Genomic DNA, 11,418 nt, shown 5'->3' on the forward strand with positions numbered 1-11,418 from the left:
TTTGACGGATCCTCTTTTCTTGATTATATTTTACTCAGAAATATAGATAAGAAGGGATGCCGCATGAAAACAGTCACCGAATGGCTTGATGAATACAGTGAAAGCCATCAGAACAAAACCAATAAGCTGATCCATTGGGTTTGCGTGCCTACCATTTATTTTTCGATTATCGGCATCCTCGCACATTTCAGTGTTTTACTTACGGCTCTGCTGGTTGTTTTAGCCATGGTGTTTTATATGCGCCTTGATATTGTTTTAGCCATTGCCATGGCTGCGCTGACACTGCTGATGGTTTGGCTGATTTTCATCCTGCCTGCAGGTGCAGGTCTGTACATCGCGCTGTTCACTGCAGCATGGATCGGGCAATTTTACGGCCATAAAGTGGAAGGGAAAAAACCATCTTTCTTTAAAGATCTTCAATTCCTCCTCATTGGCCCTCTATGGTGTGTAGACGCCTACCTAGGCAAAGTTAGCACTAAATGGAAAACCCGCCAAAAAACGCAAATGACGAGCATTTAGCGCACGGATTTTCCAGCTGGGATGAAAAAGGCTTTTTGTTTAGCTTTTTTCATCAAATCAGCCCTCTTATTTGAATTATTTTCATCTCATTTTTAAAAATCGAAAAAATAAATCATGACATAAAAAAATAGCAAACTCAGCGCAATGCTGATCAGCATTTTGCGTGTAATTGCAGTCACGAAAACAGCAAAAATAGCGCCATAAAAATAGCTGTTGCTGAGGATTCCTTTCCATTCACTGTGCTCAAAAAAGACAATCGGTGTAGAAATGGAAACCATCAGGCACGGCGCCGCATATTTCAGCATACGCAGGGTAAAATCTGGCAATTTAATTGCTGTTTTAGGCTCCAGAAAAAGGTAGCGGTTAAAAAAAGTCACCGCTGTCAGGCTGAATAGCAATATCCAACTCATCATCGGCTCCCTCTCCAATCCAGCCATGCTGCAGCCAGCATGCCGCACAGCCCTGCCAGCACAATGGCCGCTTCCAGTTTCAGCCAAGAAAACACGGTTGCTGAAAGCGCTGAAACACATACGCCAACAATGGCCAGCCTGTTATTCAGCAGCAAAACCGCCATCACCAAAAAGATGACAACAATCGAGAATTCCAAATGAAAGGCGCTCAAATCCGGAACCATTGCGGCCAGCCCAATCCCTGCAATGCTGAACCCCACCCAGCACAGATAAAAGCTCAGCCCAGCCCCCAATAGATACCGATAAGGCCGCTGATCAGTCAGCATAGCAGTGGCATATAACTCATCCGTCAGCAAAAAACCAAGGCAGAGCCGTTTTGCCAATGGCAATTTGACCGCTTCATCCCTCAAATGCAGTGCATAAATAAAATGCTGGCTGGTTAAGAAAAATATGGTGAGCACAATACTGACAGCAGATGCGCCTGCTGACAGCATGCTCAAACTGACCAGCTGCGCAGCGCCCGCAAATACAAAAGCAGACATGCCAATCGCCTGCATTAAGCTTAATCCCGCATTGACTGCTGCAGATCCGGCCAGAATCCCCCATGGAATGACGGCAATAGATAAGGGCAACATATCCTGCACACCCTGCCAAAAGCCTAAAGACGGAGTGCCTTTCGCTGAATAAGGCCATGTTTTCATCATTACGGATTCGTCCCAAGTTCCAATCTCTAAAAAGGATGAATCTAAATGCACTGAATTGATTGAATAAAATTGCGGTATGCAGAAACAATGCAAGAAAAGAAAATAAAAACCGTTTCGCATACCTGCTGTATTCGAAGATTGATGCATGCTAAAAAAAGCTATGCAAAATTTTTATGAAGTCTGTATTGCGCAGGCGTACAGCCCAGCGATTTTTTAAAATGCCGTGTAAAGTGGCTTTGATCAGAAAAACCGCACAACTGTGCAGTTAAAGCGATATCCTGGCCCTGTTTCAGCAGCTTCAGCGATTTCCGCAAGCGGCATTGCACCAGCCAGGCATGCGGCGGCAGCCCTGTATATTTCTTATATTGGCGCAATAAGTGCCACTGGCTTAAACCCACCATCTGCGCCAAATCGGCCAATTGATGCTCTTTTTCGGGTTCTGCGGCCAAGAACTCCTGTATAAGCTGAATTTTTTGCTGCGCCTCGGGTAACGATTTTAAACTTTGCTTTTCCCGCGCATGCTTAGTGAATAAATAGGCCAGTGTAGAAAGATACAAGCTTTGCTTAAATAATGCATTTTTAGGCTGCAGCAATAAATCGAACAGCATATGCAGCTGCTCCGCCAGCCCCTTATCATGCACCACTGCCTGCGGAAACCATGGGGCGGCGCCGGTTTCTCTGAAAAAGCCGACACTGATTTCTTCCATCATTTCTGGCGTCGGATAAATCGCCCGATAGCGCCAGCCGGTCTCAACGGCTGAAGAACCGGTATGCACTTCATCCGCATTCACCAGAATAATGTCCCCCTTGGGGGCAATATGCTGACTCCCCATGGTCAAAAACGACTGAGCCCCTTCATCAATTAAGCCAATGCAATAGCCTTCATGCGTATGTTTTGAGAACTGAGTCTGCTGATAGGATGCTTTCAGCAGCTCCAGTCCGCCCAGCTCCTGGACATGCCAATAATCTGCAAATTCAAGCGCTTTGTTCTCTTGCATGACCGCTCCTGTCTTATCAACATCTAACATAGCTATTTTTTAACGCATGCATAGAACAAAATTGCTTATTGAGCTTTATCCAATCATGGCATTATTACTGATAAATTTTCCCATCATGTTTTAACCAGCCATCTTCATGACGCTGATTGGGATCCAAATGCGTCCAATGAATCACCCCGCCTTGATTGGAATACTCATATTCTCCATAAAATTCGACGGTATCGCCTTTTTGCAGATTTTGAATCCTCGGCGATAAATCAATATTATGCGCAACTAGAACAGTCTGTCCATTGCTCAGTTTTAAAATAAATTTCTGGTGCTTTGAACCTTCCGCATCATCACGCAATACGGCCTTGACTTCGCCGCTTGCATGTACCTGTACATTGCTTTGCTGCTGTGCATATGCTTTTCCAATTAATGCAGTGTCATTCTGCATATCATCGGCAGCAGGCTGACGGTTTGCAGAATTTTCCGCATCCTGCGGGCCATTGTTCTCTGCTGGGCGTTGAACCTCGCTCACTTGCTGTGATGCAGGCTGTTCAGTTTTATTTTGCTGCAGATCAATGCCGAAATATGCAGCCGCCAGCAGCGCAATCACTGCGCCAATACTTAAATTTGTTTTATTTGCCATACATCATCTAATGTCAAAATTATTCTGCTTATATTAAATCAGAACAATTCACTGATTATTATAAATGCTGTGAATTTTGCTTTGACTTAAAAGTGTATAAGCCGATGCGGAAACATAAAAAAGCCCCAAAAATGGGGCTTTTTTATGCAAATAATTTGAGCCTAAAGGCTAAAATTATTGAGCAGCAGCAGCTTGAGCAGCAGCAACTTCATCAGCGAAGCTCATTTCTGCTTTCTTCTCAATGCCTTCGCCTACTTCAAAGCGAACGAATTGAGCAACAACAGTACCAGTCGCTTTCAATACGTCAGCAACTTTTTTGTCATTGTCGATTACGTACATTTGACGCTCAAGAACCACTTCGTTCAAGTATTTCTCTACTGAACCAGTGACCATTTTCTCAACGATGTTTGCTGGCTTGCCAGATTCGATCGCTTTCGCTTCAGCAATTTCTTTTTCTTTCGCGATAAGATCTGCAGAAACTTGGTCAGCTGTAACGGCAACTGGGTTGAATGCAGCAACATGCATTGCAATGCCTTTACCTGTATCAGCGTCGCCAGTGTAAGAAACAACAACACCGATTTTTAAACCGTGTTTGTAAACTGCAAGGTTTTCACCTTCAACAATTGACGCGCGGCGAACTTGGATGTTTTCACCGATTTTTTGAACAAGTGCAATACGCGCTTCTTCTACAGTGTGGCCATCTTCAAGTTTCAATTCAGCAATTTGAGCAGCATCAGTTACGCCAGCAGCAAGTGCAGCAGCAGCAACTTTTGCAGAGAAACCAGCAAAGTTTTCGTCTTTAGCAACGAAGTCAGTTTGGCAGTTTACTTCTAAAAGAATAGCTTTGTTGCCTTCTTGAGCAATCGTAATCGCGCCGTCAGCCGCAATGTTGCCTGCTTTTTTAGCAGCTTTTGCTTGACCAGATTTACGAAGGTTGTCAATCGCTAATTCGATGTCACCGCCCGCTTCTGTCAATGCTTTTTTACATTCCATCATTGCCAAACCAGTACGGTCGCGCAATTCTTTAACCATGCTTGCTGTAACTGCAGTCATGTCAATCTCCTAAATTCGGTAGAAAATGAATTCTTTTTAGAACAGAAACGGCCCAGAGGATTCTCATGGGCCGTCTGCATACATGACGCTTACATTGCCACCATCACATGTCGCAAAAATGACAAGCTTGCGTCAAACGCATTAAGCCTCTGGAGCTTCTTTAACGTCTTCAGCTTTTGCTTGCGCATTTGCTTGTGATTGAGCGTATTCTTTACCAGCAATAATCGCATCAGCCATAGCAGAAGCATAAAGAGTAACTGCACGGATCGCATCATCGTTACCCGGAATAACGTAGTCTACGTTGTCTGGGTTAGAGTTTGTATCAACGATACCGATTACAGGAATACCAAGGTTTTTAGCTTCTTTAATTGCAATTGCTTCGTGATCAACATCGATTACGAATAATGCATCAGGTAAACCACCCATGTTTTTAACGCCGCCTAAAGCGCGTTCAAGTTTTTCCATCTCACGAGTACGCTCTAAAGCTTCACGTTTAGTCAGCTTAGCGAAAGTGCCATCTTGAGATTGAGTTTGAAGGTCTTTAAGACGGTTGATTGACTGACGAAGAGTTTTCCAGTTAGTCAACATACCACCCAACCAGCGGTGATCAACGTATGGCTGACCTGCGCGTTGAGCTTGTTCACGGATGATGTTAGAAGCAGCACGTTTAGTACCAACGAACAAAACTTTGTTCTTTTTGCTAGCCAAGTTGTTAGCAAAGTTCAAAGCATCATTTAACGCAGGAACAGTGTGCTCAAGGTTAATGATGTGAATTTTGTTGCGCGCGCCGAAGATGTATTCGCGCATTTTTGGATTCCAAAAACGTGTTTGGTGACCGAAGTGAGCGCCTGCTTGAAGAAGGTCGCGCATGCTTACGTTGTAATCTGCCATTTTCTTTACCTTAAAGTTTGGGTTAGGCCTCCATATATCCGCATTCTCCACCCCAAAGGGCACCCAGAGAAATGTGTCGATATATGTGCGGATTTTATTGCCCCATCGCACAAAGCCCGTGAAATTTATTCACGAAAAAGCATTTGATAAAATGGGCGGCTATTTATACCATAGTCACATACAAATTTCCAAAAGTTTTTAGAGATCATGAACCGTACTTACGAAGCTCCCCGCCGTTTAATAAAAACTCCAGACGAAATTGAAAAAATGCGTGTCGCTGGACGGCTGGCGGCAGAAGTTTTGGATATGATCAAACCGCATATTGTTCCCGGTGTGACTACCCTCGAACTTGATACGATTTGTCATGACTATATTGTCAATAAACAAGAGGCGATTCCAGCATGTTTAGGTTACGGCGCTGCGCCTGGCCGCCCTGCGTTCCAGCATGTAATCTGCACATCTGTAAACCATGTCGTTTGCCACGGCATTCCGTCTGACAGTAAAGTTTTGAAAAAAGGCGACATCTTGAATATTGATGTCACCGTCATTAAAGATGGCTATCACGGCGATACCAACATGATGTACATCGTAGGCGGTGAAACGTCAATCCTGGCAAACCGTTTATGCAAAGTGGCTCAAGAAGCCATGTACCGCGGCATGGAAGTGGTTAAACCAGGTGCAACCATTGGCGATATTGGCCATGCCATTCAACAATATGTCGAATCAGAACGTTTTGGCGTAGTCCGCGAATATTGCGGCCACGGCATTGGCACGGTATTTCATGATGAACCGCAAGTGCTTCACTACGGCCAGCCTGATACCGGCATGATTTTAGAAGAAGGCATGACCTTTACCATTGAGCCCATGGTTAATGGCGGCGACTGGAAAACTAAATTATTGGGCGATAAATGGACTGTGGTGACGAAAGACCATAGCCTGTCTGCGCAGTATGAACATACGCTGCTGGTCACCAAAAACGGGGTTGAAGTATTAACTGCGCGCCCTGAAGAAGATTTATCACGCTTTCAAAAATAAGCTGAAATAGGCGATAAAAAAGGCCAGCGCTATGCGGCCTTTTTTATCTTTTAATTTTCGGCCGGCTTTCAATCAAGAATACTAAATTTATAAATAATGCCTTTTATATCAAAAGAATAAATTCCTCCTGCTGCTCATTCAAACTAAAGCTTTGTATTTGTAAGGACACTCAAATGTATTTGAAAATATTTTTGCAGAGTTTTTTTCATAATGGTGCAATTCATACTCCCCTTTATGCGCCATTTTAGGCTAAGATAATGTGCTTTTTAATTTTTAATCCCTATAAGAAGGAATACTGCCGTGGACGTACGTCTCTCTGATCGTGTAAATGCCATCAAACCGTCCCCAACTCTTGCGGTAACGAACAAAGCAGCTGAATTGAAAGCTGCGGGTAAAAACGTTATTGGTTTGGGCGCTGGCGAACCTGATTTCGACACACCACAACACATCAAAGACGCAGCAATTGCAGCGATTAACAACGGCTTTACCAAATATACAGCTGTTGACGGTACTCCAGGCCTTAAAAAAGCAATTATTGCTAAATTAAAACGCGACAATAATCTTGACTATGCAGCGAACCAAATCTTGGTTTCTTGCGGCGGCAAACAATCATTCTTTAACTTGGCGCTTGCTTTGTTAAATAAAGGCGATGAAGTGATCATCCCTGCGCCATTCTGGGTAAGCTACCCTGACATGGTAATCATCGCTGAAGGCGTGCCTGTCATTGTGAAATGCGGTGAAGAACAGCGTTTCAAAATCACTCCAGCTCAATTAGAAGCGGCAATCACTGACAAAACTCGTTTAGTGGTTCTAAACAGCCCTTCAAACCCAACTGGCATGATCTACACGAAAGAAGAATTACTTGCTTTAGCTGAAGTTCTTCGCAAATACCCAGAAGTTCTAGTTGCTTCTGACGATATGTACGAACCAATCCGCTGGGAAGATGAATTCTACAACATCGCAACTGTTGCCCCAGACCTTTACGACCGCGTAATCGTTCTAAATGGTGTATCTAAAGCGTATGCTATGACTGGCTGGCGCATCGGCTATGCAGCGGGCCCTGCTAAATTGATTGGCGCGATGAAAAAAATCCAGTCTCAATCAACTTCTAATCCAACGTCTATTTCGCAAGTTGCTGCAGAAGCTGCATTGAATGGCCCTCAAGACGTTCTTGAGCCAATGATTGAAGCGTTCAAACGCCGTCATGACTTAGTGGTAAAAGGCTTGAATGACATCAACGGCATCACTTGCCTTCCTGCTGACGGCGCATTCTATGCATACGCCAACATCCGCCCATTGATTCGTGCAAAAGGCTTAAAATCTTGCACGGAATTCTCTGCATGGTTATTGGAAGAAACTGGCGTTGCAGTTGTTCCTGGCGATGCATTCGGTCTAGGCGGCTACATGCGTATTTCTTATGCAACTGCTGACGAAGTGCTTGTAGATGCGCTTGCGCGTATCAAGAAAGCGGCTGATTCAATCGAAGGCGTAGACGCTGCGATTGCTTCTATTGCTGCTGAAAAATAATTTGATTTAAATATCAAATTTAAAAAACCCGCGAATTTCGCGGGTTTTTTTATGGTTTAAATTTCACGGCTTAAATCTTTAAAGACTCAATAATTCGGTGTTTAAATCTCATGCAGCCCCCAATAGACTTCAGTTTTAGGCGTACAAAAGAATCCTTCGAAAGGATAATTTTCAAGAATTTTGTCAATATTTGATTTAGATGAACATAGAAACGAAAAATGACTATCCCAATGCGTTGCGAAAAGTAATTTATGATCTTCTGTATAATTACAATTATGTGTTTGCTGTGTAAGCAATAACTCATCTATATCATGCAAGCTGGGCTGCTGATAAGAAAACTCATCTACAAGCCAAAGTTTAGAGTATCCTAAAAGTTTTACACTTTTTAGCATCGCATCTGACAAAAAAGGGGAAATTATTCCACAGCTATCATCTGGAATCGCTATTTTTGTTTTCTCATACAGTCCAGCCAATTCAGAAATGCAGGAACACTCAATACCATTACCCTCACCGCTATTCAATTTATTCCATGCCTTATGTATTTGAGAATAATTCTCAAATTTTGTTAATGCAATAACATCTTTCCACAGCACTATTTTACAGCCATTTCTCAGTTGATCATCATCAAACCAAAATTCATCATTCTCCTGATCTAAATTTAGAGTTATTCCTTTATAAAATGGATGCAAAACGATATACACCGATTCAAAAACGCCCTGATAATATTCTAAAATCTTTCCATCATAAGGGTAAGAGGCGTAAATTTCAGGAATCAATACATTATTTTCTTTCATGATTTATATCTTCAAATTTTCAATTTCTTTTATATTACCCTTCTTTGCCGAAGCCCAAATCACCAAGCCAATCCCTGCTAAAACAATGACTGCCGACAAAATAATACGCAAGCTCAAAGGTTCACCAATAAACAATGCACCGCCGATAATCGCCAAGCATGGCACAGACAGCTGCACACTGCTGGCCGTCACACGGTCAATCTGCTTCACAATGGCGTACCACAGCACGTAAGCGCCGCTGGATGCTAAACCGCCCGACACTATCGCAAGAATCACCCCTCTAGGCTGCACAAAGCTCTGACTGTAAAAAACCAGATAAACCAATCCAACAAAAGGAACAGCCAGCACAAAATTGGCAAGGCTGCTCGCCAATGGATTTTGCATATTTTTGCCTGCGATGCTGTACATCGCCCAACCTAGGCCTGAAAGCACCATCATCGCGGCATAGCCCAAATGAGGCGCTGATGCACCAGGCAGCAACAAGATGAAAATGCCTAGAATGGCAATCGCCAGCCCGATACCGCGGCGCAGATTGATTTTTTCACCATGGCACAGCCCATAAGCCACCATACTGATCTGAACGGTGCCAAACAGCAGCAACGCCCCCACACCCGCATCGATATGCACATAAGCCAATGAAAAAGCCACAATATATAAGGAAAGAAAAAATCCGTTTTTTACACTCCACTCTATTTGGGCTTTGTGTGCAGAACACATATACAGTAAAAACAGCGCCACTGCCCCACTGCACACACGGATTAGGCTGAAACTCATGGGATCAATCTGTTGCTGGGCTAAAGCCAAACGGCACAAAATCGAATTTGCCGCAAATGCCAGCATGGCGATGCAAATTTTAAACAGCATGGTTGAGCATCCTTATTCAACGGCATGCTCTAGGTATATCGAATTCTGCTTATGAAATCTACTATGCTTTTCTACTCACCCTTATTCAAATTACTCATTAGCTTACTTTGCCTGCTATTCGGCCATAAACAGTTCAGCAGCGTATCAATCACTTGAAATCACACTGATTCTGCATATTGCCAAAGTCTATGCTCTGAGCTTTTTGATACATTTATCTATTTAATTGCTTTGCAAAAAAAATGCTTTAAGCTCTAAAATAGCCACGATAAAGCTTATAGAGGTTTTTACCTGCTCATGCGCTATAAAATTATTGATGTTTATCAAAAAGAAAACTTAAAACACTATATTGCAAAAAGCCTAAAGCCGCGCTCTCCTCAATTTATTATCATTCAAAGTCAGCAAACCCTCTGTCTGAATTTAGACATCATTGATGTCCATCCGCAAACAGCGGTTACGACGTGGGCGACCGGCGAAGAGATTGCCATGAAAATTCTGCGGCAATTTGACTGTTTTGATAAAGCCTATCTCTCCTAACACAGACCAATAAATGTACTGATGAATTCAAATCTGCGCATTGACGCCCGCGGATGAATTTTGTTTAATCAATATCAAGTTCCAAAAAGGAACTAGATATTAAAGAAAGGAAGAACAGAATGCATCCAAAAGAAATGACAGGATTACAGCTGCTGCAGGCCATGTGTGACGGCAAAATCCCTCCCGCAAGCATCAGTGAAACGATTCCTATGCAGCCTTTTGAAGTTGCTGAGGGAAGCATCAGCTTTAAAGCTAAAGCCGATCACCGCCACTTAAATCCGCTGGGCGGCGTGCATGGCGGTTTTGCCGCGACGGTGCTGGATTCAGTCACCGGCTGCGCAGTGCATACGATGCTTGAAGCTGGCGTAGGCTATGGCACCATCGATCTGAATATTAAAATGTGCCGCCCCATCCCGCAAAACAAAGAACTTTTGGCTGTCGGCACACTGATCAATATCAGTAAAAATTTAGGCATTTCAGAAGGGAAAATTATTGATGAAGACGGCAAGCTGTATGCCCATGCCACTGCAACCTGCATGATCATCCGCCCTTAAGCATTGATTGGCGTTATAGCGCTTTGTTTTAAAACCCCTGAACCGAATGTGCAATGCTGGCTGGAATCGTTAATTGGCTGGTTTCAGCGCTGAGCATCCCAGCCAATGGCGGCAAGCGCCTTAAACCGGCTGCTGCAATGATTTTGCTTGAGGTTTGGGGCGGTTTAAGCTTTTAAAGATGCAGTAAAACTGAAATAAACTCCCCACATTCAATGTTTCGCACTGTGATGCGTGAATTGACCAAGCCTGAGCAACGTGCCGGCCAGTAAATAAATTTCCTTCAAGCTTAAATAGATAACGGTCAAATTCAGTGACGGGCTTATTTTTATCGCGCAAAATGGTATTGATCAGCGGCGATTTTTCCGTGTTCACAATCCACTTATCACTCAGCCACAGCTGCAGCAAGTCCCCCAGATAGAGCGGCTGTCTTGCAGCGGGCCATACGTGAATATAGGCATCTTCTACGGGCGTAAAGTACTGTTCTGCGTTCTGCAGAATCGAAAGATACTGAGCTTGATAAGATTGAAGATTTGAAAATAGATGAGAAATAGTCAGCGCATTCATTCGCTTTCTCCTGTTTAGCCATTTTAGTGCTGGCAAGTTGGTTTAAATCCACACCGTCTAAGCTTGCGCTTAAACTCTCTGTTGTTAAATTCAGACTAACAAGTGGATTTTCCTATTGCAAGGCTTTCTGGCTGTAAATTTTAAAAGCAAACCCTTTTGTTTAAATAAAAAGCATATAGTTAAAAAATGCCATAAAGATGACAGTTTTCGCTTGACCCTCGGGAAAATCTCCTTATAATCGCATGCAGATTCTCCAATAGCTCAGTCGGTAGAGCGACGGACTGTTAATCCGCAGGTCCCTGGTTCGAGCCCAGGTTGGAGAGCCAAATTCTAAAAGCCC

The 11,418-nt window shown here is 43.4% G+C and carries 14 protein-coding genes and 1 tRNA gene; 6 read left to right on the forward strand and 9 right to left on the reverse strand.

Annotation, left to right across the window (positions count from 1 at the left end):
• Positions 1–63 precede the first annotated feature (63 nt).
• Positions 64–519 carry an Mpo1 family 2-hydroxy fatty acid dioxygenase gene (locus tag F941_RS11060; RefSeq protein ID WP_005011198.1) on the forward strand — a complete coding sequence of 152 codons (456 nt, stop codon included), beginning with the start codon at positions 64–66 and terminating at the stop codon, positions 517–519.
• A gap of 92 nt (positions 520–611) precedes the next feature.
• Here the strand turns inward: F941_RS11060 and F941_RS11065 are convergent, their stop codons facing one another.
• From F941_RS11065 to rpsB, 6 genes are all read right to left on the reverse strand, one after another.
• Positions 612–929 carry an AzlD domain-containing protein gene (locus tag F941_RS11065; RefSeq protein WP_026253348.1) on the reverse strand — a complete coding sequence of 106 codons (318 nt, stop codon included), beginning with the start codon at positions 927–929 and terminating at the stop codon, positions 612–614.
• Positions 929–1,633 carry an AzlC family ABC transporter permease gene (locus F941_RS11070; protein ID WP_005011203.1) on the reverse strand — a complete coding sequence of 235 codons (705 nt, stop codon included), beginning with the start codon at positions 1,631–1,633 and terminating at the stop codon, positions 929–931. The genes F941_RS11065 and F941_RS11070 overlap by 1 nt, the downstream gene beginning before the upstream one ends.
• A 158-nt stretch (positions 1,634–1,791) precedes the next feature.
• On the reverse strand, positions 1,792–2,631 hold the full coding sequence (locus tag F941_RS11075; protein WP_005011205.1) for an AraC family transcriptional regulator: 840 nt from the start codon (positions 2,629–2,631) through the stop codon (positions 1,792–1,794).
• A 94-nt stretch (positions 2,632–2,725) separates the two neighbouring features.
• Positions 2,726–3,262, reverse strand: a complete 537-nt coding sequence (locus F941_RS11080; protein ID WP_005011212.1) for a DUF3465 domain-containing protein — start codon at positions 3,260–3,262, stop codon at positions 2,726–2,728.
• 174 nt (positions 3,263–3,436) lie between these two features.
• Positions 3,437–4,315: a translation elongation factor Ts gene (gene tsf, locus F941_RS11085; protein WP_005011218.1), complete on the reverse strand. Its 879-nt coding sequence runs from the start codon at positions 4,313–4,315 to the stop codon at positions 3,437–3,439.
• A gap of 141 nt (positions 4,316–4,456) precedes the next feature.
• Entirely contained in the window at positions 4,457–5,206 is a 750-nt protein-coding gene (gene rpsB / locus F941_RS11090; protein ID WP_005011220.1) for a 30S ribosomal protein S2, read from the reverse strand.
• A gap of 207 nt (positions 5,207–5,413) precedes the next feature.
• Between rpsB and map the strand changes: the two genes are divergently transcribed.
• Positions 5,414–6,241 (forward strand): type I methionyl aminopeptidase, encoded by an 828-nt coding sequence (gene map / locus F941_RS11095; RefSeq protein ID WP_005011221.1) that lies wholly within the window; start codon positions 5,414–5,416, stop codon positions 6,239–6,241.
• A 300-nt stretch (positions 6,242–6,541) separates the two neighbouring features.
• Positions 6,542–7,768, forward strand: coding sequence for a pyridoxal phosphate-dependent aminotransferase (locus F941_RS11100; protein ID WP_005011222.1), 1,227 nt, complete (start codon positions 6,542–6,544; stop codon positions 7,766–7,768).
• Between the two features lie 101 nt (positions 7,769–7,869).
• Here F941_RS11100 and F941_RS11105 read toward each other — a convergent pair whose 3' ends face one another.
• Positions 7,870–8,562 carry a DUF2711 family protein gene (locus F941_RS11105; RefSeq protein ID WP_005011225.1) on the reverse strand — a complete coding sequence of 231 codons (693 nt, stop codon included), beginning with the start codon at positions 8,560–8,562 and terminating at the stop codon, positions 7,870–7,872.
• A gap of 3 nt (positions 8,563–8,565) precedes the next feature.
• On the reverse strand, positions 8,566–9,426 hold the full coding sequence (locus tag F941_RS11110; protein WP_005011228.1) for a DMT family transporter: 861 nt from the start codon (positions 9,424–9,426) through the stop codon (positions 8,566–8,568).
• A 294-nt stretch (positions 9,427–9,720) separates the two neighbouring features.
• Here F941_RS11110 and F941_RS11115 point away from each other — a divergent pair, with 294 nt between their 5' ends.
• Positions 9,721–9,960, forward strand: a complete 240-nt coding sequence (locus tag F941_RS11115) for a hypothetical protein (protein WP_005011230.1) — start codon at positions 9,721–9,723, stop codon at positions 9,958–9,960.
• Between the two features lie 119 nt (positions 9,961–10,079).
• The gene (locus F941_RS11120; RefSeq protein WP_005011231.1) at positions 10,080–10,514 is read left to right on the forward strand and encodes a PaaI family thioesterase; all 435 of its coding nucleotides are present in this window, start codon (positions 10,080–10,082) and stop codon (positions 10,512–10,514) included.
• A gap of 120 nt (positions 10,515–10,634) precedes the next feature.
• Here the strand turns inward: F941_RS11120 and F941_RS11125 are convergent, their stop codons facing one another.
• Entirely contained in the window at positions 10,635–11,078 is a 444-nt protein-coding gene (locus F941_RS11125; RefSeq protein ID WP_005011232.1) for a hypothetical protein, read from the reverse strand.
• 250 nt (positions 11,079–11,328) lie between these two features.
• On the opposite strand from F941_RS11125, the gene F941_RS11130 reads away from it, so the two are divergent.
• Positions 11,329–11,404: transfer RNA gene (locus F941_RS11130), tRNA-Asn, on the forward strand.
• The last annotated feature ends 14 nt before the right edge of the window (positions 11,405–11,418 follow it).

It is taken from the genome of Acinetobacter bouvetii DSM 14964 = CIP 107468, from assembly GCF_000368865.1.
In the GTDB taxonomy this organism is placed as follows: Bacteria; Pseudomonadota; Gammaproteobacteria; order Pseudomonadales; family Moraxellaceae; genus Acinetobacter; species Acinetobacter bouvetii.

What these genes read in the sequence shown, in the direction of transcription:
- F941_RS11060 (WP_005011198.1), top strand. Translation starts at nt 64, where the DNA reads ATGAAAACAGTCACCGAATGGCTTGATGAATACAGTGAAAGCCATCAG.
- F941_RS11065 (WP_026253348.1), bottom strand. Translation starts at nt 929, where the DNA reads ATGAGTTGGATATTGCTATTCAGCCTGACAGCGGTGACTTTTTTTAAC.
- F941_RS11070 (WP_005011203.1), bottom strand. Translation starts at nt 1,633, where the DNA reads ATGATGAAAACATGGCCTTATTCAGCGAAAGGCACTCCGTCTTTAGGC.
- F941_RS11075 (WP_005011205.1), bottom strand. Translation starts at nt 2,631, where the DNA reads ATGCAAGAGAACAAAGCGCTTGAATTTGCAGATTATTGGCATGTCCAG.
- F941_RS11080 (WP_005011212.1), bottom strand. Translation starts at nt 3,262, where the DNA reads ATGGCAAATAAAACAAATTTAAGTATTGGCGCAGTGATTGCGCTGCTG.
- tsf (WP_005011218.1), bottom strand. Translation starts at nt 4,315, where the DNA reads ATGACTGCAGTTACAGCAAGCATGGTTAAAGAATTGCGCGACCGTACT.
- rpsB (WP_005011220.1), bottom strand. Translation starts at nt 5,206, where the DNA reads ATGGCAGATTACAACGTAAGCATGCGCGACCTTCTTCAAGCAGGCGCT.
- map (WP_005011221.1), top strand. Translation starts at nt 5,414, where the DNA reads ATGAACCGTACTTACGAAGCTCCCCGCCGTTTAATAAAAACTCCAGAC.
- F941_RS11105 (WP_005011225.1), bottom strand. Translation starts at nt 8,562, where the DNA reads ATGAAAGAAAATAATGTATTGATTCCTGAAATTTACGCCTCTTACCCT.
- F941_RS11110 (WP_005011228.1), bottom strand. Translation starts at nt 9,426, where the DNA reads ATGCTGTTTAAAATTTGCATCGCCATGCTGGCATTTGCGGCAAATTCG.
- F941_RS11115 (WP_005011230.1), top strand. Translation starts at nt 9,721, where the DNA reads ATGCGCTATAAAATTATTGATGTTTATCAAAAAGAAAACTTAAAACAC.
- F941_RS11120 (WP_005011231.1), top strand. Translation starts at nt 10,080, where the DNA reads ATGCATCCAAAAGAAATGACAGGATTACAGCTGCTGCAGGCCATGTGT.
- F941_RS11125 (WP_005011232.1), bottom strand. Translation starts at nt 11,078, where the DNA reads ATGAATGCGCTGACTATTTCTCATCTATTTTCAAATCTTCAATCTTAT.